Annotated in this window: 18 protein-coding genes; 11 read left to right on the top strand and 7 right to left on the bottom strand. The window is 68.8% G+C overall.

The window, feature by feature from the left end:
• The 3 genes from AB0I34_RS03360 to AB0I34_RS03350 all read right to left on the bottom strand — a co-directional run.
• A partial coding sequence (locus AB0I34_RS03360; RefSeq protein WP_360438603.1) for a DUF222 domain-containing protein occupies positions 1 to 1,097 on the bottom strand: 1,097 nt, incomplete at its 3' end.
• Positions 1,098 to 1,628: 531 nt separating this feature from the next.
• Positions 1,629 to 3,422 carry a biotin carboxylase N-terminal domain-containing protein gene (locus tag AB0I34_RS03355; RefSeq protein ID WP_360438600.1) on the bottom strand — a complete coding sequence of 598 codons (1,794 nt, stop codon included), beginning with the start codon at positions 3,420 to 3,422 and terminating at the stop codon, positions 1,629 to 1,631.
• Between the two features lie 75 nt (positions 3,423 to 3,497).
• Complete coding sequence (locus tag AB0I34_RS03350) at positions 3,498 to 3,947, bottom strand: Lrp/AsnC family transcriptional regulator (RefSeq protein WP_360438597.1); 450 nt, start codon at positions 3,945 to 3,947, stop codon at positions 3,498 to 3,500.
• Positions 3,948 to 4,017: 70 nt separating this feature from the next.
• On the opposite strand from AB0I34_RS03350, the gene AB0I34_RS03345 reads away from it, so the two are divergent.
• The 5 genes from AB0I34_RS03345 (at position 4,018) to AB0I34_RS03325 (ending at position 8,189) form a co-directional block, all read left to right on the top strand.
• Positions 4,018 to 4,950 (top strand): SMP-30/gluconolactonase/LRE family protein, encoded by a 933-nt coding sequence (locus AB0I34_RS03345; protein WP_360438594.1) that lies wholly within the window; start codon positions 4,018 to 4,020, stop codon positions 4,948 to 4,950.
• Between the two features lie 41 nt (positions 4,951 to 4,991).
• Entirely contained in the window at positions 4,992 to 5,912 is a 921-nt protein-coding gene (locus AB0I34_RS03340; RefSeq protein ID WP_360438591.1) for an SMP-30/gluconolactonase/LRE family protein, read from the top strand.
• A gap of 114 nt (positions 5,913 to 6,026) precedes the next feature.
• Positions 6,027 to 6,992, top strand: coding sequence for a hypothetical protein (locus AB0I34_RS03335; RefSeq protein ID WP_360438588.1), 966 nt, complete (start codon positions 6,027 to 6,029; stop codon positions 6,990 to 6,992).
• Positions 6,993 to 7,033: 41 nt separating this feature from the next.
• Positions 7,034 to 7,372: a hypothetical protein gene (locus AB0I34_RS03330; RefSeq protein ID WP_360438585.1), complete on the top strand. Its 339-nt coding sequence runs from the start codon at positions 7,034 to 7,036 to the stop codon at positions 7,370 to 7,372.
• A 22-nt stretch (positions 7,373 to 7,394) separates the two neighbouring features.
• Entirely contained in the window at positions 7,395 to 8,189 is a 795-nt protein-coding gene (locus AB0I34_RS03325) for a hypothetical protein (protein ID WP_360438582.1), read from the top strand.
• A 33-nt stretch (positions 8,190 to 8,222) separates the two neighbouring features.
• On the opposite strand, the gene AB0I34_RS03320 is transcribed toward AB0I34_RS03325, so the two are convergent.
• The 3 genes from AB0I34_RS03320 to AB0I34_RS03310 form a co-directional block, all read right to left on the bottom strand.
• Positions 8,223 to 9,662 carry an Nramp family divalent metal transporter gene (locus AB0I34_RS03320; protein WP_360438580.1) on the bottom strand — a complete coding sequence of 480 codons (1,440 nt, stop codon included), beginning with the start codon at positions 9,660 to 9,662 and terminating at the stop codon, positions 8,223 to 8,225.
• 78 nt (positions 9,663 to 9,740) lie between these two features.
• Positions 9,741 to 10,181: a YdeI/OmpD-associated family protein gene (locus tag AB0I34_RS03315; protein WP_360438577.1), complete on the bottom strand. Its 441-nt coding sequence runs from the start codon at positions 10,179 to 10,181 to the stop codon at positions 9,741 to 9,743.
• Between the two features lie 26 nt (positions 10,182 to 10,207).
• Entirely contained in the window at positions 10,208 to 12,427 is a 2,220-nt protein-coding gene (locus AB0I34_RS03310; protein ID WP_360438574.1) for an MMPL family transporter, read from the bottom strand.
• A 127-nt stretch (positions 12,428 to 12,554) separates the two neighbouring features.
• On the opposite strand from AB0I34_RS03310, the gene AB0I34_RS03305 reads away from it, so the two are divergent.
• From AB0I34_RS03305 to AB0I34_RS03280, 6 genes are read left to right on the top strand one after another with little or no spacing between them, the layout of a single operon-like run.
• Positions 12,555 to 13,922: an MFS transporter gene (locus AB0I34_RS03305; protein ID WP_360438571.1), complete on the top strand. Its 1,368-nt coding sequence runs from the start codon at positions 12,555 to 12,557 to the stop codon at positions 13,920 to 13,922.
• Positions 13,919 to 16,060 carry a molybdopterin oxidoreductase family protein gene (locus AB0I34_RS03300; RefSeq protein ID WP_360438568.1) on the top strand — a complete coding sequence of 714 codons (2,142 nt, stop codon included), beginning with the start codon at positions 13,919 to 13,921 and terminating at the stop codon, positions 16,058 to 16,060. The genes AB0I34_RS03305 and AB0I34_RS03300 overlap by 4 nt, the downstream gene beginning before the upstream one ends.
• A complete protein-coding gene (gene nirB, locus AB0I34_RS03295) occupies positions 16,057 to 19,953 on the top strand; it encodes a nitrite reductase large subunit NirB (RefSeq protein WP_360438565.1) in 3,897 nt (1,298 codons plus the stop codon). Before AB0I34_RS03300 ends, nirB begins: the two co-directional genes overlap by 4 nt.
• The gene (gene nirD / locus AB0I34_RS03290; protein ID WP_360438562.1) at positions 19,950 to 20,291 is read left to right on the top strand and encodes a nitrite reductase small subunit NirD; all 342 of its coding nucleotides are present in this window, start codon (positions 19,950 to 19,952) and stop codon (positions 20,289 to 20,291) included. The genes nirB and nirD overlap by 4 nt, the downstream gene beginning before the upstream one ends.
• The gene (locus AB0I34_RS03285) at positions 20,278 to 21,408 is read left to right on the top strand and encodes a uroporphyrinogen-III synthase (RefSeq protein ID WP_360438559.1); all 1,131 of its coding nucleotides are present in this window, start codon (positions 20,278 to 20,280) and stop codon (positions 21,406 to 21,408) included. The genes nirD and AB0I34_RS03285 overlap by 14 nt, the downstream gene beginning before the upstream one ends.
• A complete protein-coding gene (locus tag AB0I34_RS03280) occupies positions 21,405 to 22,091 on the top strand; it encodes a CbiX/SirB N-terminal domain-containing protein (RefSeq protein WP_360438556.1) in 687 nt (228 codons plus the stop codon). Before AB0I34_RS03285 ends, AB0I34_RS03280 begins: the two co-directional genes overlap by 4 nt.
• Here AB0I34_RS03280 and AB0I34_RS03275 read toward each other — a convergent pair.
• Positions 22,073 to 22,621 (bottom strand): dihydrofolate reductase family protein, encoded by a 549-nt coding sequence (locus tag AB0I34_RS03275; protein ID WP_360438553.1) that lies wholly within the window; start codon positions 22,619 to 22,621, stop codon positions 22,073 to 22,075. The two genes, AB0I34_RS03280 and AB0I34_RS03275, sit on opposite strands and share 19 nt — an antisense overlap.
• Positions 22,622 to 22,652 lie beyond the last annotated feature (31 nt).

Raw genomic sequence — 22,652 nt, 5'->3', positions numbered from 1 at the left:
ACAGTACCTGCTGTCGGATCGCCGGGGTTGCCGTCAGCATTTGCCGTGGCGTTGCCTGGGTTGGCGTGAGCAGCTGCCGTGGTGCCTGTGTCTGTGCCAGCAGTTGTCGTGTGGCTGCCTGAGTTGCCCTTGGCGTTTGGTGTGTGGGGGCCTTGGGCGCCGTCGGTGGCTGGTGTGGTGGGGGCGGGGGTGGAGGGCCTGCGGGGATGGGGTGGGCTGGTGTCGTAGGCGGTGGCTGCGATGGTGAGGGTGGTGGTGAGGGCGTCGGCCTGGCGCTTGTCGCGTGGGCGGGGGTCGAGCCGGCCGTCGACCGTCTTGTGGGGGCGGGCGCCGGCGTGGATGAGGGATCTGAGGAGTTCGGCGTTCTCGTTGGCCAGGTAGCCGCGGAACTTCACTCCGTTGGGGGCGGTGAAGAGAGTCAGGCTCTCGCGGTCGTACGCCTTCCGTTCGTCGGGCTCGGGGCCGTCGGTGTCGAGTACGTCGCGGATCCGCTGGCCGGCTTTGCGGAGTTCGCCGGGAGACAGGTGGCGGGCGAGGTTGACCAGTTGCTGCTCGGCGACGGCGACGTCCTCGGCGGGGACAGTGCTCGGGACTCGCTCCAGCGCGGAGACGATCGCGTCCGCCTGGGCGGGTCGCAGGTACACATCAGTCGCCCTGTCCCGGTCGTCGGTCTCATCGTCGTGTAGGCCCGGCTCGTCTGTCTGAGTTGGGGCATCCGGCCGAGTTGGATCTGTGGGCTGGCTGGCATCGACGGATTGGTCTGGATCGACGGATTGGCCGGGATCGACGGGGTGGTCTGGATCGACGGGGTGGTCGGGTGCGGGGAGGGCTGCCTCTACCTCGGCGTACTTGGACAGGGCTAGGGCGAGGCGTACGTCGCGGCGCGCCTCGGGGCGGTCGATGCGGTAGCGGAAGGCCAGCAACTGGGCGGTGTCGTGGGCGCCGATCTCCTGGGCGTATCCGATGTCGTCCAGGCCGGAGATCACGTGGAGACGGTAGGTCTCCAGGCGGGCGAGCTCGGCATGCAGCGCGTCGAGGGTGGCGAGTCTCTCCGCGCCACTCATCGACCACACCGGTCGCTCACCCAGTAGTTCCATGCCACAGACTCTAGACACCGCCACCGACAGTTTCTGAAGCTCAGAAGCCCTTGTTTTCAAGAGATTGTGTTATCCACAGGTCAAGTACATTCCGTGCACAGCTGCCCGAGCCTGTGGATGTTGCCTGGTGCAACAACTGCGGCAAGTAGGGCCGTGCACAACGGTCAGCTGCGCCGAGATCGAGCTGCCGGATCTGGAGGCGGCGGACTGGCGTACGGCGGCCTCGGAGCCGGCGGTCGGCCTACACGGGATGTTGACATGGCACCCCCGTGGTTCGGGCAGGCCTTCGGGAGCTACTTGCTGAACGGACGGGGAAGTCGAGATACGACGACCGGACCCTCACCGTCTAGGACAAAGCAGGGTTCGCGGTGGACGGGATCGCGAGCAGGCGATGCAGGGAATCCTGACGAAAGCGCACTAGATCGCCGCGGACTTTCCCCACCTGCGAGCCCGGTTGGACAGGCCGACTACCTCGCCGGACCCGACAGCACCTTCGAGTTCGGCCTGCAGTCGGTCCCGAGGCGCGCTTGATCAGTCCTTGATTTCGCAGAGGATGGCCCCGGCGGTGACGGTTGCGCCGACCTCGGCGGTGAGGCCGGTGACTGTGCCGGATTTGTGGGCGTTGAGGGGTTGTTCCATCTTCATTGCCTCGAGGACGACGATCAGGTCGCCTTCGGCCACCGTCGCGCCTTCCTCTACGGCGATCTTGACGATGGTGCCTTGCATCGGCGAGGTCAGCGAGTCGCCGGAGGCGGCCGAGGCCTTGCCCGAGCCACCCGCCCGACGGGCAGGCTTCTTCTTAACGCCAGCGCCAGCGCCAGCGCCACCGCCAGCCGCGACCGCGGACGCGCCGAGTCCAGCGGGCAGCACGACCTCGAGGCGCTTTCCGCCGACCTCGACGGTCACCTTCTCGCGTTCGGCGGGTTCCGGGATCTCGGCGGTGGGTCCGTCGTACGGCGTGAGTTGGTTGTCGTACTCGGTCTCGATCCAGCGGGTGTGGACCTTGAAGCCGTCGTCGCCGACGAAGGCCGGGTCGGACACCACGGCGGAGTGGAACGGGATGACCGTCGGCATTCCCTCGACGACGAACTCGCGGAGCGCGCGCCGCGACCGCTCCAGCGCCTGGGTCCGGTCCCGGCCGGTGACGATCAGCTTCGCGACCAGCGAGTCGAACGCGCCCGGCACGGTCTCGCCCTGGTCGTAGCCGCCGTCGAGCCGGATGCCCGGGCCGGACGGCGCGTGCCAGCGGGTCAGCGTGCCCGGTGCGGGCAGGAAGCCGCGTCCGCCGTCCTCGGCGTTGATCCGGAACTCGATCGAGTGTCCGGACACGACGGGATCGTCGTACCCGAGCTCCTCGCCGTCGGCGATCCGGAACATCTCCCGGACCAGGTCGAGGCCGGTGACCTCTTCGCTGACCGGGTGCTCGACCTGCAGGCGGGTGTTCACCTCGAGGAACGAGATCAGCCCGTCCTGACCGACCAGGAACTCGCAGGTACCGGCGCCGACATACCCGGCTTCACGCAGGATCGCCTTGGAGGACGTGTACAGCGTCTCCAGTTGCGATGAGGTCAGGAAAGGCGCAGGCGCTTCCTCGACCAGCTTCTGGTACCGGCGCTGCAGCGAGCAGTCTCGCGTGGAGACGACCACAACGTTGCCGTGGGCATCGGCCAGGCACTGGGTCTCGACGTGCCGCGGCTTGTCCAGGTACCGCTCGACGAAGCACTCACCCCGGCCGAACGCGCTCACAGCCTCGCGAGTCGCGGACTCGAACAGCTCGGGAATCTCCTCCAGCGTCCGCGCGACCTTCATCCCGCGGCCGCCACCGCCGTACGCCGCCTTGATCGCGATCGGCAGCCCGTACTCCTCGGCGAAGGCCACCACCTCGTCAGCCCCACCGACCGGGTCCGGCGTACCGGGAACCTGTGGTGCGCCGACCTTCTCGGCGATGTGCCGCGCCTTGACCTTGTCGCCGAGGGAGTCGATCGCCGACGGCGGCGGACCGATCCAGATCAGTCCGGCATCCAGAACGGCCTGCGCGAAGGATGCGTTCTCGGCCAGGAAGCCGTAGCCGGGGTGGACGGCGTCGGCGCCGGACCGGGCCGCGACGTCGAGGATCTTGGTGATGTTCAGGTAGGAGTCGGCCGGTGTCGACCCGTCCAGCGCGTACGCCTCGTCGGCGAGCCGGACGAACAGGGCGTCGCGGTCCTGGTCGGCGTACAGGGCGACGCTCCCGAGCCCCGCGTCGGCGGCGGCCCGGACGACCCGGACGGCGATCTCGCCACGGTTGGCGATCAGCACCTTGGTGATCTTCTTGCTGTCGGACACAGGTGACTCCCTTCGGCCAGCCTGAGTCTAGGGTCAAGCGGGCCTCCAGCGGGGAGGGCGTTCCTCACATCCCGGCTACATCACAGCGGGCGGCCGCTCGAAGCAGGACTCCAGCACGACGATGGTCTGCGTGCTGGTGACGCCGTCCACCTGGTGGAGAGCGCGCAGGGTCGCCTGCAGGTCCTCGGTGGTCGCCGTGCGCACCTTCACCAGGACGGACGCCGGGCCGGCGATGATGTGCGCCTCCTGGACCGCCGGGATCTCCTCCAGCGCGCGGAGTGTGGGCTCGTCGCCCATCCAGGCGTCCGCGTCCAGCAGGACGAACGCCAGTACGCCCTGCCCGACGGCGGCCGGGTCGACCTCGACCGCGGTCCGCCGGATCACGCCGGCCGCCTTCAGCTTCCGGACCCGCTCGTGCGTGGCCCCGGCCGACATCCCGACCACCTGGCCGAGCGTGGCGTACGACTGGGTCGCGTCCAGCTGGAGCTCGGTGAGCAGCTTGCGGTCGGTTTCATCTATGGTCATTGTCACCCTTTACCAAACCTCATCCTGTGATCTAGAACTGTAGCAGGATGACATTCGACAAAGGAGGAACATGACCATCACGCTGTCCGCCGCACCGACCCGGATCCGGGCCGAGCTCGAGGTGCTCGACGAGCGGTTCGGCAAGATCGCGGGGGACGAGTACGTCGAGTGCCTGTACGACGGCGGCCGCTGGCTGGAGGGTCCGGCGTACTCACCGGCCTGGCGCTGCCTGATCTTCAGCGACATCCCCAACGACCGGCTGCTGCGCTGGGACGAGGTCTCCGGCGACGTGAGCGTCTTCCGCCAGCCGTCGGGGTACGTCAACGGCAACACGATCGACCGCGAGGGCCGCCTGGTCAGCTGTTCCCAGGGCGAGCGCCAGGTCGTCCGGACCGAGTACGACGGGACGCGGACGGTGCTGGCGTCACACCTGGACGGGAGGCAGCTGAACAGCCCGAACGACGTGGTCGTCAGGCGGGACGGCTCGATCTGGTTCACCGACCCGCCGTACGGGATCACGTCGAACTACGAGGGTCACGCGGCAGGGCAGGAGATCGACGGCTGCCATGTCTACCGGATCGCCCCGGACGGCGCGCTGAGCGTGGTCGCGGACGACTTCATCCGGCCGAACGGGCTGGCGTTCTCGCTCGACGAGTCCCAGTTGTACGTCGTCGACACCCCGGGCAAGCACATCCGCCGCTTCGAGGTGGACGGCGGCAAGCTGATCGGCGGCGAGGTCTTCGCGCCCTGCGAGGCCGGCATGTTCGACGGCATCCGGCTGGACGACGCGGGTCGGGTCTGGGCCGCGACGCACGAGGGTGTGCACTGCTTCGACCCCGACGGCACGCTGATCGGCAAGCTCCTGCTGCCTGACGTCGTCTCCAACCTGACGTTCGGCGGACCGAAGGGCAACCGGCTGTTCATCACCGCGACGAACGCGGTCTGGTCTTGGCTGCTGACCGCATCCGGCGCACCGCAACCATGGGCGGCCCCGAGGGAATAGTCTTTCCGGCTGACGCACAGTCGAGCCCTTGGAGAGTGCTGATGACCATCCTCGAGCCGTTGGCCGGAACCGCGCCGGCCGTCTGGGAATCGCTGGACGACCGGTTCGCCGGCATCCGTGGGGACAAGTTGCTCGAGCGGTTGTGGACCGGGGGCCGGTGGGTGGAGGGACCGGTGTACTCGCCGGCCGGCCGCTATCTGCTCTGGAGTGACATCCCGAACGACCGCATCCTGCGCTGGGACGAGACGTCGTACCAGGTGTCGGTGTTCCGGCAGCCGGCCGGGAACACCAACGGGCACACGCTCGACACCGAGGGCCGCCTCGTCAGCTGCGAGCACGGGAACCGGCGGGTCACCCGGACCGCGCACCACGGCGCGATCACGGTGCTGGCCTCGGAGTACGACGGGAAGCGGCTGAACAGCCCGAACGACGTCGTGGTGAAGCGGGACGGCTCGGTCTGGTTCACCGACCCGGCGTACGGGATCGACAGCGACTACGAGGGCTACAAGGGCCAGATCGAGACCGGCGGCTGTCACGTCTACCGGGTGTCGACCGACGGCGTGCTGACCCGGGTCGCCGACGACTTCAACCGCCCGAACGGGCTGGTCTTCTCGCTGGACGAATCGTTGCTCTACATCACCGATTCGGAGGAGGGGACGATCCGCGTTTTCACCGTCGAGGGCGACAAGCTGTCCGGCGGCGCACTGTTCGCCGAGTGCGGCAACGGGATCTTCGACGGCATCCGCCTCGACACCCAGGGCCGCATCTGGGCCTCGGCGGCGGACGGTGTGCACGTCTACCACCCGGACGGCACGCTGCTCGGCAAGCTCCTCGTCCCCGAGACGGTGTCCAACCTCACCTTCGGCGGCGCGAAGCGCAACCGCCTTTTCGTGACCGCGACCACCTCGGTCTACTCGATCTTCACCACCGTCAACGGAGCACCGCAGCCGTACCAGCGCTGATCTCCCTCGGCGGAGGGAGACGGTTGGTTCTCGGGATGGATCCCCGGCCGCTGTCCGGATGGAAACGTCTTCTCGGTGGCCCGCACGCGGCGAGCCGACAGAGGAGGGGTTCGCGTGGGAAGCCGGGGATTCGTACGGCGGTTGGCCGTCGGGGTAGCGGCGTTGATGGCGACCGCCGGCGCCGTGCCGTCGGCGGTTGCTGCTGGCAACGACCATGGCGGTACGACGGGCGTCATGCGGGTGGTCGGCGCGGGTGGCGGCACGCTCGGGCCGGAGTGGGGTCCTGACTTCGCCGGCGATCCGGTCAGGTTCGAGATCGACGGGCGGGCCACCGACCCGCTGCATCCGTCCGGAACCTTCCACGTCGTACACCGCAAGCCGGACGGGAAGTTGCTCGCGGAGTTCAGCGGCCCGATCACCAGTCTGAAGGCGGTCGACGAGGTGGCGGTGGTCACCGGTGTGATCGACGCGGCCGACAACCCGGGCCTGCCGCTGGAGATGGTCGGGAAGAACGTCTCGATGACCGTGTACGACGGTGGCCGGCAGGACCGGATCAGCTGGATCTGGGGCTTCTTCGGCGCGCCGGTGAGCCTGTTGCAGGGCACCGCGCCGACGTTCCCGCTGACCGAAGGCGGCTTCCAGGTCCACGGCGCCCGGCAGGCACCGGCGGCGAGCGGTACGACGGTCGCGCAGGCCGCCGACAGCGGGACCATGGTCGCCGCGCTGCTCGGTGATTCCACGCTGCGGTTCAAGCTCGCGGCTCGGGTCCCGGCCGGCGGCAACCCGACGGAGGTTCAGGGGGACTTCCATTTCGCGGATCGGCGTGGGTCCGGGGTGGACGTCGAGGGCCGGATCGACTGCCTGGTCGCCGGCGGACCCGTTGCGGTCGCGACCGGCGTGGTGACCGCGTCGAACGACCCGGCGAAGGTCGGCAAGCCGGTCTCGTTCTCACTGAAGGACGGCCGGATCGACCGCCTGGGCTGGATCTGGGGCTTCACCACCGACGCTCCGCAGATCGTCGACTGCCAGTCGGTCGTGCCGTCGTACGCGCCGCGCTGGGGCAGTCTTGTGGTCCGGTAATTGCCAGGAGAATGCACCGGACAAGCAGTAGCGTGACTGCGGTGTGGGTTCAGGACGACGTACGGACGAAGGATCAGGTGTGGCGGGCAACGGCCTTTCTGATCGTGATCGCGAATCTCGTGCTTGCGGTGGTCGAGATCGTCCACTACGCCGGAGCGAACGCCAGTTGCCCGACGGACGTCACGGCGTACCTGGAGTGCAGTCACCGCACTCTCGACGTCATGGACGACTCGTACACCTGGATGATGATCGCCTCGATCCCGTTGCTGCTGGGCGTGTTCCTGCCGCTGCGACCGAATGCGACGCCGTTGCGGATCGCCTGTGTCGCGGTCCTCGCGCTGTCCTTCGTCGTCCGGCTGATCCTGATGCTCACGCACTGACCACGCACCCCGAGGAGGAGTTGTGACCACACCGATCGACCAGGTTCCTGTGCACCTTCGGGAGATCGCGGAGGTTGTCGTCGCCGAGGCCGCGGCCGACGAGCGGCTGCTGGCCGTCGTCGCCGGCGGATCGATCGCGACCGGGACGAGTGACGAGTACTCGGACCTGGATCTGGTGCTCGTCTGCACTCCGGAGGGGCATGCGGCAGTCCTGGCCGACGCCCAGACCTTCGCCGGGCGGCTCGGCCCGCTGCTGACGAGCTTCACCGGCGAACACGTCGGCGAGCGGCGGCTGCTGATCGCGCTCTACGGGCCGCCCCTGCTGCACGTCGATCTGAAGTTCGTCACGCAGGAGGATCTGCGTGAACGAGTGGAGGACGGCCTGGTGCTCTGGCAGCGGGACGACACCGTCGATCTGACTCCGGGTGGCCCGGCCAGGTGGCCGCAGCGGGACCCGCAGTGGATCGAGGACCGGTTCTGGGGCTGGGTCCACTACGTCGGGGTGAAGATCGCCCGCGGTGAACTCTTCGAGGCCGCCGACAGCCTGAGTGCGATCCGTGGCCTCGCGATCGCGCCGCTCGCCGTTCGCGGTCGCACCGCGAAGCCCTCCGGCGTACGGCGGCTGGAGACCCTGGTGCCGGAGTTGGTGCCGGACTTCCGCCAGACCGTGGCCACGGTGGACCGGGACGACTGCCTGCGGGCGTTGAAGGCGTCGGTCGACCTGTACCGGAAGGTCCGTGACAGCAGTGGCGTCGTGGTCGAACGCCGTACCGAGGCCGAGCGGGTCGTCGCGGAGTCCCTGACCGACTTCAAGTGACCCCGGGGTACGGCGTACCCCGGGGTCCCAGGGTCAGAAGTTGTTCTTGATCTGGTCGATGACGGTGAACACGGCGAGGAACCCGAACGCCAGGAAGGCGAAGACCATCACCAGCGTGCGGACCAGGTTGATCCGGATGGCCTGCGGCAGGGCGCGCGAGTTCATGTACCACAGCAGGCCGGAGTACACGAACATCATCGTGCCCGCGGTGCAGGCGGAGATGACCAGCAGCACCAGCGGCTGGTCCAGGCCGGCCAGCAGCACGGCGATGCCGAAGGCAACCAGTCCCCAGACCAGCCAGAAGTACAGCTTGGACTCGCTGACCGCCGAGGAGCGCAGATAGCGGGCCTTGATCATGTCCGCAGCCAGCCGCGACGTGTAGTCGACGATGCCTGCCGCGGCCGCGAACAGCGCGAACGCGCCGATCGCCCAGAACAGGTAGCCGAACCAGTCGCCGACCAGGGACTGCAGCGTGGTGCCCTCGATCTTCAGGAAGCTGATGTTGTTCTTGACATTCTCGTTGCCGAACAGCGTCGCGTGCGCGAGCATCGAGGTGAACACGATCGTGACGATCGTGATGGCCACGAACGTCGCGAGCTGCTCGATGTTGGCGAACTTCCACCAGCGCCTCCAGCGGGCCATGTTCGCCTCGTCGGGCTCGAACACATAGCCGTTCGCGGTCGGGTCGGCCTCGGTCTCGCCGGTGATCGGCGAGGTCAGCCGCGGCACATGCACGCCCATGCCGAAACCCTTGTCCCGGATCCAGTTGCTCTGCACCAGGTTCTGGCCACCGCCGGCTCCGGCGTACGCGATCGCACCCATGATCAGGGCGAAACCGAGCTGGTCGGCCGGGAACTCCGGGTGGGTGACCGCGTCGCCGAGCGCGTGGTAGGTCTTCGCCCGGATCGCGAAGGCCAGCGCCAGGATCACCAGCAGGGCGACGGCGAGGATCTTGACCAGGATCAGCCGCTCCAGCATGACGTAGACGACCGGCGCGAGGGTCAGGATCACGCCGATGACGAGCAGGATGCCGATCGCGATCCAGCGCGGATCGCCGGCACCGAACAGGTACGTCAGCATCGCGGCCGAGCTGGTCGCCCAGCCGGGCCACATGTTCGCGAAGTACGTCATGATCGCGAAGAACAGGCCCCAGTGCTTGCCGTAGCGGTTGAAGCCGGTCAACGCTGTCTCACCAGTGGCCAGCGTGTACCGCTCGATCTCCATGTTCAGGAACCACTGGACGATCACGCCGACGACGGCGCCCCAGAGGAACACCAGGCCGACCTGACTGGAGATGTACGGCCAGAGGATGAACTCACCGGACGCCAGGCCGACACCCGCGCCGACCATGCCGGGGCCGACGATCTTCCAGGTCTGGCTGGGTGGTTCGGGTAGGTCACGGACCTGCGGTGCGGGCAGGTTCTTGGTGGGCAGTGCGAATCTGCCGTGGTCAGTCGCTCTCGTGTCTGCCATGGGCTCCTCACTTCCTCGACCCCCTGCTCGCGAGGTTAACGAAGTCGGTAGTTACAGGCGACCCGACACAGCCACGGCTCAAGAGGACTTGAGGATCTCCAGCGCCTTGCCGATCCGGCGGGCGCGGGTCTCCGGCTTCTTCGCGTCATTGATCGCGTTCACGTGCTCGCGGCGGTGGCTGTAACTCAGCGCGTCGAACGCCTTCCGCAGCCCGGCCTCCTCGAGCGCCGCGGCGAGATCCGCCGGCACCTCCACTGTCCGCTCGGCCGCATCCCGCGTCAGCGTGACGGTGACCGGGTCACCGGCGCCCTTGCCGAGCTCGGTGCGGATGCTCTTCAGGATGCCGAGCGCCATGCAGCCGCCCATCGACGCGATCGAGCCGCGGTACGCGACGCCGTCGAACGTCGCGTGCACCGGGATCCGCCCGCCGCCACCGAGTCCGGCGATCACCTCGCCCGGCACCTCCACCCAGGCGCCGCCCCCGTCGTTCACCACGATCGTGCCCTCGAACGTCTCCATAGCTCGCACCTTAGTGCCGCAGGGCACTAGGACGAGAGCTTGCTGGGCCACCAGACCCGCTTGCCGATGTCGTAGGCCAGCGACGGCACCAGCAGCGAGCGGACCACGGTGGTGTCCAGCAGTACGCCGAACGCGACCATGAACGCGATCTGGACCAGGAACAGGATCGGCAGCACCGCGAGCGCCGAGAACGTGGCCGCGAGCACCACCCCGGCCGAGGTGATCACGCCACCGGTGACCGCGAGGCCGACCAGGATGCCCGGTCTGGTGCCTTGTTCCTGGGATTCCTCCCGCACCCTGGTCATCAGGAAGATCGAATAGTCGATGCCGAGGGCAACCAGGAAGACGAACGCGTAGAGCGGGATGCTCGGGTCCGCGCCGGGGAAGTCGAAGATGTGGTTGAACGCGATCGCACTCACCCCGACGGTCGCGCCGAACGAGAGCACGTTCGCGACCACCAGCAGCACCGCCGCGACGATCGAGCGCAGCAACAGCATCAGCACGACGAAGATCACCGCCAGGATGGTCGGGATGATCACGCGCAGATCACGTTTGCTGGCGTCGAGTACGTCGAGGTTGATCGCCGTACTGCCGCCGACCAGGACGTCCGGACTGACCGTGTCCAGCTCGGTCCGCAGATGCTCGACCACCTTGGTGGCTTCCGGCGAATCCGCTGGGACGTTCAGCGTGGCCTGGACCAGCACCTTCCCGTCGACGACCTTCGGCGGTACGCCGGGAGCCACGGAGGCGGACGCCGTGGCGACGCCGTCGACCTTCGACGCGGTCTGGACCACCTGGTCGGCCTGGTCGGCCGGCGTGAGGATCTGGACCGGCGTACCGGCGCCGGCGTCGAAGTGCCGGCCGAGCACCTCCTGGCCGGTGACGGACTCGACCTTGTTCAGGAACAGGTCCTCCTGCGACGTACCGCTCGCCTTGAACGTCGGCAGGAACGCGGCACACGCGAGCAGGGCCAGCGCGGTGATCACCCAGACCCGGCGCGGGTGGCGGCCGACCAGTCCGGAGACCCGGCCCCAGAGCTTGCGGCCGCCGACCTGGTCGCGGGCGTGCACGTGGTCGAGCCGCGGGATCGACGGCCAGAAGATCCGCCGCCCGAAGGCCAGCAGGATCGCGGGCAGGAACGTCATCGCGGAGACGAAGGCGCCGGCGATACCGATCGCGCCGACCGGGCCGAGACCCTTGGTGCTGCCGAGCTGGGAGAGCAGCAGGCAGAGCAGGCCGAGGATGACGGTCGTCGCGCTGGCCGCGATCGGCTCGACCGCGGCCCGCCACGCGATCCGCATCGCCTGGTACTTGCTGGCATAGTCGTGCAGCTCCTCCTTGTAGCGCGACACCAGCAGCAGCGAGTAGTCGGTCGCGGCCCCGACGACCAGAATGAACAGGATGCCCTGACTCTGCCCGTTCAGTTCGATTACGTCGCTCTTGGCCAGCGGGTACACCACCAGCGCGGCGAGGGCCAGACCGAAGACGGCGGTGAGCAGAACGGCGATCGGCAGCACCGGGCTGCGGTAGACGATGAGCAGGATGACGAAGACGACCGCGAGCGCGACACCGAGCAGGATCCCGTCGATGCCGCTGAACGCCACCACGAAGTCCGCGAACACACCACCCGGACCGGTCACGTAGACATCGAGACCGGTCGGAGTGAGGGTCTGTTTGATGTCGGTGCGCATCGTGTCGGCGACCGCGAAGAGCACGGTCTCGCCGTCCTTGACCACTTCATCGGCCCGGTCGCCGTCGATCTCGACCGTGAGCAGCAGCGCTTTCTGGTCCTCGGACGGGACGATCGTCGTGGCCGGTGCGGCCAGGTTGTCGCCGATGGTCTTGCCATCGCCGAGGTCCATCGCCGGGACGGAGGCGAGGAAGGCCTTCGCGTTGGCCAGGTCCGTCGGCGTGATGCCGGACTCGCGCACGATCAGGACGAAGTACGGCAGGGCCTTGGAGTCGACGAACTTGGCCGACTCGTTGGCGACCAGGGTCGACTCGGCCTGCTTGGGCAGGAAGTTCGCGTTGTCGTTCTCCTGGACCTCGCTCAGCTTGCCGACCGTCGGGCCGCCGAGCGAACCCAGCACCAGCCAGCCGATCAGGACCGCCGCGATCGCGGCCCGCCACGCCCAGCGCCCCTTGCCCCGGCCCTGCCGAAGCCCGTTGCCGTTGTCCGGGCCCCGCCGTTCGTCCTGTTCCACCGCTGTCCCCTCGCCGTCGGTACGGGCACAGTACCCAGTCATCTCTCACCACCCCGCGACCGGTGTGCGGGAGCCGTTTCTGCGGCGTAACAACCAGATGACCGCTCGGAAACACCCCGGTCATAGCGTCCTGGCCTACTAAGTGAGGCCGGATGATCGGAGACGCACGATGACGCTCGAGGCACGACCGCAGGTCGTCACTCCCCGCGACCGGACCGGGACGGTCGGCACGGTCGAGGCGCCGCGCCGCGGCCGCTGGATCGACGTGTGGGACCCCGAGGACGCCACTTTCTGGGCGCGGACCGGCCGCCGGGTGGCCCAGCGCAACCTGTGGCCGTCGATCTTCGCCGAGTTCCTCGGCTTCTCTGTCTGGCAGCTGTGGAGCATCGTCGTGGTGTCGATGCCCAAGGCGGGCTTCACCTACAGCACCGACCAGTTGTTCTGGCTGGTCGCGCTGCCCAGCCTGGTCGGCGCGACGCTGCGGCTGCCGTACACGTTCGCGGTGCCGAAGTTCGGCGGCCGGAACTGGACGATCGTCTCCGCGCTGCTCCTGCTGATCCCGACGGCCGGACTGTCCTACTTCCTGACCCGGCCGGACACGCCGTTCTGGCTGATGGCGCTGGTCGCGGCCACCGCCGGCGTCGGCGGCGGCAACTTCGCGAGCAGCATGACGAACATCTCGTTCTTCTTCCCGGAGAAGGAGAAGGGCTTCGCACTCGGCATCAACGCGGCCGGCGGGAACCTCGGTGTCGCCGTGGTCCAACTGGTGGTGCCGATCGTGATCGTCGCCGGAGCCGGGTTGTCGCTGAACCGGGCCGGGCTGCTGTGGATCCCGCTGATCGTGCTGGCCGCCGTACTGGCCTGGAAGGTGATGGCGAACCTGTCCGTCGCGACCTCGTCGTTCCGGGCCTCGGTCACGGCGGCGAAGCGGCCGCACACGTGGATCATCTCGTTCCTCTACATCGGCACCTTCGGGTCGTTCATCGGGTTCTCGGCCGCGTTCCCGCTGCTGATCAAGACCACGTTCCCGGACGTCACCGGGGCCAACATCGCCTTCCTCGGCGCGCTGGTCGGCTCGGTGGCGCGGCCGTTCGGCGGCAAGCTGGCCGACCTGGTCGGCGGGGCCCGGGTGACGGTCTGCTCGTTCGTGGTGATGGGCCTGGGCATCCTGGCCGCGATCGTCTCGCTGAACGCGGGCACCTTCGCCGGGTTCCTGATCAGCTTCCTGTTCCTGTTCGTCGCCAGCGGCGCCGCGAACGGATCGACGTACCGGATGATCCCGGCGGTGTTCCGGCTGACCACGCCGGGCGACCCGGGCCGGGCACGTCGCGAGGCGGCGGCCTGCATCGGGATCGCCTCCGCGGTCGGCGCGTACGGCGGCTTCCTGGTCCCGCGCGGCTTCGCGATGTCGACGAGCCACTTCGGTTCGCTGATCCCGGCGCTGTACGTCTTCTGCGGCTTCTACGTGGTCTGCCTGGCCGTGACGTACTTCTGCTACCTCCGCAAGGGCGGCCCGCTGAGTGGGGAGCGCGTGTGACGGCTGTCCCCACTCACTGCCCGTACTGCGCTCTGCAGTGCGCGACGACCCTGCACCCGGTCGACCGGCCGGGTGCGGTGTCGGTGCAGCCGCGAGCCATCCAAGCTTTCGAGGGTGGCCCGATCAACCGCGGCGGGCTGTGCCGGAAGGGCTGGACGGCGCCGGAGGTTCTCACGGTGCCGGACCGGCTCACGACGCCGCTGATGCGGAACGCCGCCGGTGAGTTGGTGGAGGCGAGTTGGGACGACGCGCTGGACTTCGTTGCCGACCGCATCCGGTCGTTGCAGGCCTCGTACGGTCATGACGCGGTGGCGGTCTTCGGTGGTGGTGGGCTGACCAACGAGAAGGCGTATGCGCTGGGTAAGTTCGCCCGGGTCGCGCTCAAGACCGCGAACGTCGACTACAACGGACGGTTCTGTATGTCGTCCGCGGCGGCCGCGACGAACCGCGCCTTCGGAATCGATCGGGGGCTGCCGTTCCCGCTGGCCGACCTCGGTGGTGCGGGTGCTGTGCTGCTGGTCGGCAGCAATATCGCCGAGACGATGCCGCCCGCGGTCGCGCATCTGCAGGGCGCGCGCGACGCCGGTGGGCTGCTGGTCGTCGATCCGCGTCGTACGGCGACTGCCGGGCTGACTGCGGAAGCCGCGGGGATCCACCTCCAGGCGACTCCCGGGACCGATCTTGCGTTGGTCCTCGCGCTGACGCACGTCGTACTGCAGGAAGGGCTTGCGGACACGGCGTACCTGAGTGACCGGACGGACGACCCGGAGGGGTTGTTCCGCTCGACCGCCGCCTGGTGGCCTGAGCGAGCCGAGCGGGTGACGGGCGTGCCTGCTGCGACGATTCGGCGGGCGGCCCGGGTGCTTGCGGCTGCTGCGCCGGTGCACGGCGGTGCTGGGGTGTTCATTCTGACCGGGCGTGGTGCTGAGCAGCACAGCAAGGGCACGGACACGGTGACTGCTTGTATCAACCTTGCTCTGGCGCTTGGCCTGCCCGGGCGGCTGGGGAATGGGTACGGCTGCATCACCGGGCAGGGGAACGGTCAAGGCGGTCGGGAGCATGGGCAGAAAGCTGACCAGTTGCCCGGGTACCGCAGCATCGCCGATCCGGCCGCGCGGGCCCACGTTGCTGGGGTGTGGGGCGTGGATCCTGACGACCTGCCTGGTCCTGGTCAGAGCGCGGTCGAGTTGATCAACGCGCTGGGTACGGCGGGCGGTGCGCGGGCGCTGCTCGTTCACGGGAGCAATCTGCTGGTGTCGGCGCCGCGGCTCGCATCGGTGCGGGAACGCCTTGCCGCGCTGGACCTGCTCGTGGTGGCGGACGTCGTACCGTCCGAGACCGCTCTGCTGGCGGATGTCGTCTTTCCGGTGACGCAGTGGGCCGAGGAAGAGGGCACCATGACGTCGCTCGAGGGGCGGGTACTGCGGCGGTGGGCTGCTGTCGCGCCGCCTGGCGACGTACGGAGTGATCTGGCTGTCTTTGCCGGGTTGGCCTCGCGGCTGGGATGTGGGGCGGCGTTCTCGACTGATCCGGCCGAGGTGTTCGAGGAACTGCGCCTGGCCAGCGCTGGTGGAAAGGCTGACTACTCGGGGATCACCTGGGAGCGGATCGATGCGGGGGAGGCGTTGTTCTGGCCTGTTCCTTCTCCAGGGCATCCGGGAACGCCACGGTTGTTCGCGGACGGGTTCGGTACGCCGGATGGGCGGGCGCACGTGGTGGCGGTGGATCATCGGCCGGTCGCGGATGATCTTCACGCCGCGGCGCCGATGTATCTGGTGACCGGACGGCTGTTGCAGCACTACCAGAGCGGGGCGCAGACGCGGCGGGTGCCCGAGTTGGCGTCGGCGGAGCCGGAGGTGTTCGCGGAGATCCATCCACGGGTGGCGGCGCAGTTGGGGATCGCGGATGGGCGGCCGATGCGGTTGCGGACCGCTCGTGGGTCGATGGTGCTGCCGGCGCGGGTGACGGCGGATGTGCGTCCGGACACGGTGTTCGTGCCGTTCCACTTCGGTGGTGCGGAGGCGGTCAACGAGCTGACCAACGATGTGCTGGACCCGGTGTCGCGGATGCCTGAGTTCAAGGCGTGTGCGGTCGAGGTGAGCGCCGCGAGTCTCCCGGCGACTGGAGTCTCCGCATGAGCCCGCGCGTGGTGATCATCGGTGGCGGCATGGCCGGTCGGCGGTTGGCCGAGCTCTTGGCGTCGTACGACGTGACGGTGCTGGGCGACGAGCCGTCGTACAACCGCAGCCGTCTCACCGAGTACGTCGCCGGCCGCACCCCTGAGCCAATGCTCGGCAATGAGCCAGTCACCACCGCAGTAGCCGTCGACCGCAACCGCCGCGTAGTAACGGACTCCGCCGGACGCGAGTGGTCCTACGACCGGTTGGTGTTCGCGACCGGTGCGGTGCCTTCCGAGCTTGTTGGTTCCACCGGAGCTCACACCTTGCGTTCTGTGGGTGATGCCCGCGCTCTTGTTGATGCCGCGGGCCGGGTGCGGCGGGTGGTTGTGCTTGGTGGTGGTGTGCTTGGTGTTGAGACTGCGTGTGCACTGCGTGGGCGGGGTGTGCCGGTCACGTTGGTGCATGACGGGGAAACGCTGCTGGACAAGGCGGTTCGAGGATCCGCGGGGCGGCGGGTTACGCGGGCGGTTCGTGAGTTGGGTGTGGAGGTTTTGCTCAACGCGACGGTCGAACGGGTTGCGTCGCGGGATGGGCAGTTCCGGGCGTTGAGCCTCCGTGGCGGGCGGCAGGTGTTCGGCGACTTGTTGGTGGTGGCTTGTGGGGTGCGCGCGCGGACTGAATTGGCGGCTGGGCTGACGGTGCGGGACGGAATCGTTGTCGACCGCACGCTGACGAGCCTGGATGATCCGCGAGTGCATGCGATCGGGGATTGTGCCGAGATCGATGGCTGGGTCAGCGGGACAGTCGCGTCCGCGTGGGGGCAGGCCGAGGCGCTGGTGCGGCATCTGAACGGTGAGCCGGCCGGCGTGCCGGAGTACGACGTACTGCGGCTGACCGCCGGCGGGCTCGACGTACTTGCCTTAGGCAACAAGGATGAGATCGGGGAGGTGGTGCGGCTCGAGGATGGAGAGCGGTATGTGCGGGCCGTGCTGCGGGACGGCGTGGTCCGGTCCGCGGTCGCAATCGGGGCGCCGGAAGTGGCCGCGGAGCTGGTGCTGCTGGCGGACCGCGGGACGCCGGTCGCGGCGGACGGGTTGCTGGCCGATGCCGTCGTACCCAAGAAGAAGGTGACCACCGTCTGCCGTTGCAACGGGGTCACCAGGGCCGCGATCGAGACGGCCTGGCGTGGAGGTGCCGACAGTGTCGCCGGCATCGCCGCCACGACGCGGGCGACGACCGGGTGCGGCAGTTGCACCGGCGCTGTCGGCGATCTGCTCGACCGCTTCCGGCGCGGCGAGACCGAACCAGTTCCGAGCAGGAGGGCGACGATGACAGAGCTGAAGAAGGCCCGGCACGTGGTTGTGGTGGGCGGTGGCATGGTCGCGCACCGGCTCGTTGAGGCACTGCGATCCCGCGACACCGAGATCCGGTGGCGCATCACCGTGCTGGCCGAGGAACCACGGCTGCCGTACGACCGCGTCGCGCTGACCAGCTACTTCTCCGGCCGCGACCCCCACGACCTCGCGCTGGGCGAACCGGAACTCTGGGACGACCCGGCGGTGACGCTCCGCAAGGGCGTGCAGGTCACGTCGATCGACACCACCGCTCGGACTGTGACAACAGCGCGCGGCGAGCAGATCGGGTACGACGAACTGGTCCTGGCGACGGGTTCGTCGGCGTTCGTCCCGCCGGTGAAGAACAACGACGCGCAGGGTTGCTTCGTCTACCGGACCGTCGACGACGTGGCCGCGCTCCGGGTCTACGTGGAGCGGCTGAAGTCCGAGGGCCGGCAGGTCAGCGGTGTGGTCGTCGGCGGTGGCCTGCTGGGGCTGGAGGCGGCCGGCGCGCTGCGGGCGCTGGGTGCTGCGACGAAGGTGGTCGAGTTCGCGCCGCGGCTGATGCCGCTGCAGGTCGACGAGGGCGGCGGCGCCGCACTCGCCCGGCTGATCGAAGGACTCGACGTCGAGGTGCTGGTGTCGACGCAGTGCAACCGGGTGAAGCTGACGTCCCAGGGCGCGGCCCGTGCGATGGCCGTTGCCGACGGCCCCGATCTGCCCGCCGACGTGGTCGTGTTCGCGACCGGCGTACGGCCGCGGGACGAGCTCGGCCGGGCGGCCGGTCTGGCGATCGGCGAACGCGGCGGTGTCGTGGTCGACGAAGGCTGCCGGACCTCCGTGCCGGGTGTCTGGGCGATCGGTGAGGTCGCCTGCATCGAGGGCCGGGTCTGGGGATTGGTTGCCCCCGGCTACACGATGGCCGAGATCGTCGCCGACCGGCTGCTCGGCGGTGCGGCGACGTTCCCGGGTGCGGACACCTCGACCAAGCTGAAGCTGCTCGGTGTCGACGTCGCCAGCTTCGGCGACGCGTTCGGCGCGACCGAGGGCGCGCTGGACATCGTGTACGCCGACCCGGTCGCCGGCGTCTACAAGAAGCTCGTGCTGTCCGACGATGCCCGGACGTTGCTCGGCGGCATCCTGGTCGGCGACGCGTCGGCGTACTCCGGTCTCCGCCCGATGGTCGGGCGCGAGCTCGGCGCGGACCCGGCCGCGTTCCTGCTGCCCGAGGGCGCCGCGCCGGTCAAGCTCGAACTGCCGGACGACGCGCCGGTGTGCTCGTGCAACAACGTCTCGGCCGGCGCGATCCGGTGCTCGGTCCGCGACGACGGTTGCACCGACATGAAGTCGGTGTGCGGGAAGACCAAGGCCGGGACCAGTTGCGGCTCCTGCCTGCCGATCGTGAAGAACCTGCTGAACTCCGAGCTCACCAAGGCCGGTGTCGAGGTCAGCAAGGCACTCTGCGAGCACTTCGCGTTGTCCCGCGCCGAGCTGTTCGACGTCGTCCGGGTGACCGGGCTGCGGACGTTCAGCGAGATCGTCGAGCGGCACGGGACCGGACGCGGCTGCGACATCTGCAAGCCGGTGGTCGCGTCGATCCTGGCCAGCCTGGACCCGGCCGGTCACGTCCTCGACGGCGAGCGGGCGACGCTGCAGGACACCAACGACCACGTGATGGCGAACCTGCAGAAGGACGGCACGTACTCCGTCGTCCCGCGGATCCCGGGCGGTGAGATCACCCCCGAAGGTCTGATCACGATCGGCGAAGTGGCCCGCGACTTCGGCCTGTACACGAAGATCACCGGCGGCCAGCGAGTCGACCTGTTCGGTGCGCGGATCGAGCAGTTGCCGGCGATCTGGAAGCGGCTGGTCGACGCAGGCTTCGAGTCCGGGCACGCGTACGGAAAGGCGCTGCGGACCGTGAAGTCGTGTGTCGGCTCCACCTGGTGCAGGTACGGCGTACAGGACTCTGTCGGGATGGCGATCGCGCTGGAGCTGCGGTACCGCGGGCTGCGGTCGCCGCACAAGCTCAAGCTCGGGGTGTCCGGGTGCGCGCGGGAGTGTGCCGAGGCGCGTTCCAAGGACGTCGGCGTGATCGCGACCGAGAAGGGCTGGAACCTGTACGTCGGTGGCAACGGTGGAATGACGCCGCGGCACGCGGAACTGCTCGCGTCCGACCTGACCGACCCAGAGCTGTTCCAGGCGATCGACCGGTTCCTCATGTACTACATCCGCACCGGCGACCGGCTGCAGCGGACCGCTGTGTGGATCAACGACATCGAGGGCGGTCTGGATCATGTCCGCGACGTCGTACTGAACGACAGCCTCGGCATCGCCGCCGACCTGGACGCCGCGATGGCCGCGCATGTCGACTCGTACGTGGACGAGTGGCGGGCGACGCTCAACGACCCCGACAAGCTGGCCCGGTTCGTCTCCTTCGTGAACGCGCCGGACCAGCCGGACGCCGACCTGCGGTACGTGGTCGAGCGCAACCAGCCGCGGCCCGCCACCCCGGCCGAACGCGGACAACTGGAGCCGGTGCTGCTGGCCGGCCCCCGATTGGAGGTACGCCGATGACTGTCCTGACTGCCTTTGTGGTGTGTGAGTACGAGGCACTGCTGCCGGAGCGTGGTGTCGCCGCCTTGGCCGGAGAGCTGCAGTTGGCAGTGTTCCGGACCCACGGCGGCGAGGTATTTGCTCTGGGCAACCAGGATCCGTTCAGTGGGGCGAACGTGATGTCGCGTGGCATCGTGGGGAGCAGAGGCGAGGTGCCGACGGTGGCGTCGCCGATGTTCAAGCAGGTCTTCGACCTGCGCACCGGCGAGTGCCTGGACGATCCGTCGGTGTCGCTGCCCGTGTACGAGGTCGAGATCGTCGACGGACAGGTGATGGTGAATCTCGGTGAGCACGGCTAGGCCCGGGCCACTCAGTGGCTGCACGATCGCGGTCACCGCGCACCGGCGTGCGGACGACCTGATCGCGGCGTTCGAGCGGCGGGGCGCGAAGGTGCTGCACGCGCCAACGCTGCAGATCGTGCCGGTCGCCGACGACCACGCGCTGCTCGAGGCGACCCGGCGGGTGATCGCGAACCCGCCGGACGACGTCGTCGTCACCACCGCGGTCGGGTTCCGCGGGTGGATCGAGTCCGCGGATAGCGCCGGCCTGGCGGCGGACCTGCTCGGCACGCTGGAGCAGTCGCGGATCCTGGCGCGTGGCCCGAAAGCGCGTGGCGCGATCCGGGCCGCCGGACTGGTCGAGCACTGGTCCGCGCGGTCCGAGACGACGGCCGAGGTGGTGGACTGGCTGCGCGACCAGGGTGTCACCGGCCGGAAGATCGTCGTACAGCTGCATGGGTTGTCGGATCCGGCGCTGCAGGATTCGCTGCGCGCGGCCGGGGCGTCGGTGCGTGGGCTGGAGGTGTACCGGTGGGGTCCGGCGCCTGATCCCGCTCTGGTGGAGCGGACGATCGGTCAGATCGGCGCGGGTGCGGTGGACGCGGTGGTGCACACGTCGGCGCCCGGTGCGCAGGCCATGCTCGACTCGGCGGCTTTGACCGGGCAGTACGACGCTCTGATCGCGGCGCTGAAGTCCGGCCGGGTGCTGAACGCCTGTGTGGGTCCGGTGACCGCCGGGCCGTTCGTGAACCTGGGCCTTGAGCCACTGGTGCCGGACCGTTTCAGGCTGGGTGCGTTGATCCGGATCGTGACCGACCGGCTCACCGACGACAACGCGCGGTCGATCGAGACCGAGCACGGGCAGTTGGTGATCCGTGGTGGCGCCGCGGTCCTGGACGGCGTCGTACTCCCACTGGGTCCGGGTCCGCGGGCTGTGCTGGCCGCACTGGTGGCGGCCGGAGGTGATGTGGTGTCGCGGCCGGCGTTGCTCGCGGTGCTCCCAGGTGCCGAGGACGTGCACGCGGTGGAGGTCACGGTGAACAGACTCCGGACGGCGATCGGGAAACCGGAACTGGTCCGGACGGTGGTCCGGCGCGGGTACCGGTTGGCGGTCGAGACGGCCGGGATTCCTTCGTGATCGACCTGGTCGCGGTGGCACACGGGACCGCCGATCCGCGGGGTATCCGGGTCGTCCACGAACTGGTCCGGATGATGGCGCGGCAGCGTCCCGGCGTACCTGTGTCGCTGGGCTTCGTGGATGTCGACCTACCGGCGTTGCCGTCGCTGGTTCGACGGGTTGTTGCCGATAGCAACCAGGCGGTCGTGGTGCCGCTGCTGCTCAGCTCCGGCTATCACGTGTACGTCGACGTAGCGGCCGAGGTGGACCGCTATCCCGGCCGGGTCCGCGCGGCGTCCGCCCTCGGCCCCGATCCGGTCCTCGCCGACATCCTCGCCGACCGCCTGGGGGACCTCTCCCGAGTCGACCACGTGGTCCTCGCCGCAGCCGGCTCCTCAGACCCCCGAGCCCTCCAGGACTGCTCGTCCGCAGCCTCACTCCTCTCCACCCGCATCGACCGCCCGGTCGACGTCGCCTACATCTCCGGCACCGCCGCCCCTCTCACCAGAGTCCTCTCCCGAACCCCAGGCCGCACAGCCATAGCGACGTACCTCCTGGCCCCGGGCTTCTTCGAAACCCTCATCCACCGTCGCGCGCCCGGCCACCGCATCAGCCCACCCCTGGGCGCCGACCCCCGCCTCGCCGCACTGGCCCTGCGCAGGTACGACGAAGTCCAGGTGCTGGCTCACGCCGCCGGGCTGTAGGTGTTGATGACTACGCCGGTAGTGGTGGTCTCGGAGTCGTCCAGGGTCAGGGGCTGGTGGTTGCCGAAGAGGTGGTGGCCGGAGCCGAGGGTCAGGGGGTGGATGAGGAGGATGTAGTGGCCGATCAGGTCGGGGATGGAGCGGATCAGGTGGCCGCTGCCCAGGACGATCAAGTCTTGCTCGGTCTTCAGTTTGGGGATGTCGTCGAGGGTGATGACGTGGGAGTTGGCCCAGGCAGGGTTCTGCACGGTCGACGAGACGACGTACTTCTGCTGGTTGTCGAGGGCCTCGGAGTACGGGTTGTCCGGCTGGTTCGGCCAGAAGCCGGCGAAGTCCTCGTACGTGCGGCGCCCGAGCAACATCCCGCCGAACCGGCGGCCCCGCCCGAGCACGCGGCCCATGGCGTCCTGGCTGTACGGCGTTGCCCACCCGCCGTACCGGAATCCGTCGCGCGGGTCCTCGTCCGGCCTGCCCGGTGCCTGCATCACACCATCCAGGCTCACGTTGCACACCACCGTGATCTCACCCATGACTACCTCCTCGTGTCGGTCTTCTCACCCC

Origin of the sequence: Kribbella sp. NPDC050281 (assembly GCF_040655855.1) — a bacterium.
Taxonomy (GTDB): Bacteria; Actinomycetota; Actinomycetes; order Propionibacteriales; family Kribbellaceae; genus Kribbella.
This window is presented reverse-complemented; position numbering and strand designations above follow the sequence as displayed.

Coding starts and splice junctions, on each gene's coding strand:
- nirD (WP_360438562.1), top strand. CDS start 19,950: ATGACTGTCCTGACTGCCTTTGTGGTGTGTGAGTACGAGGCACTGCTG.
- AB0I34_RS03345 (WP_360438594.1), top strand. CDS start 4,018: ATGACCATCACGCTGTCCGCCGCACCGACCCGGATCCGGGCCGAGCTC.
- nirB (WP_360438565.1), top strand. CDS start 16,057: ATGAGCCCGCGCGTGGTGATCATCGGTGGCGGCATGGCCGGTCGGCGG.
- AB0I34_RS03275 (WP_360438553.1), bottom strand. CDS start 22,621: ATGGGTGAGATCACGGTGGTGTGCAACGTGAGCCTGGATGGTGTGATG.
- AB0I34_RS03310 (WP_360438574.1), bottom strand. CDS start 12,427: ATGACTGGGTACTGTGCCCGTACCGACGGCGAGGGGACAGCGGTGGAA.
- AB0I34_RS03320 (WP_360438580.1), bottom strand. CDS start 9,662: ATGGCAGACACGAGAGCGACTGACCACGGCAGATTCGCACTGCCCACC.
- AB0I34_RS03305 (WP_360438571.1), top strand. CDS start 12,555: ATGACGCTCGAGGCACGACCGCAGGTCGTCACTCCCCGCGACCGGACC.
- AB0I34_RS03315 (WP_360438577.1), bottom strand. CDS start 10,181: ATGGAGACGTTCGAGGGCACGATCGTGGTGAACGACGGGGGCGGCGCC.
- AB0I34_RS03340 (WP_360438591.1), top strand. CDS start 4,992: ATGACCATCCTCGAGCCGTTGGCCGGAACCGCGCCGGCCGTCTGGGAA.
- AB0I34_RS03350 (WP_360438597.1), bottom strand. CDS start 3,947: ATGACCATAGATGAAACCGACCGCAAGCTGCTCACCGAGCTCCAGCTG.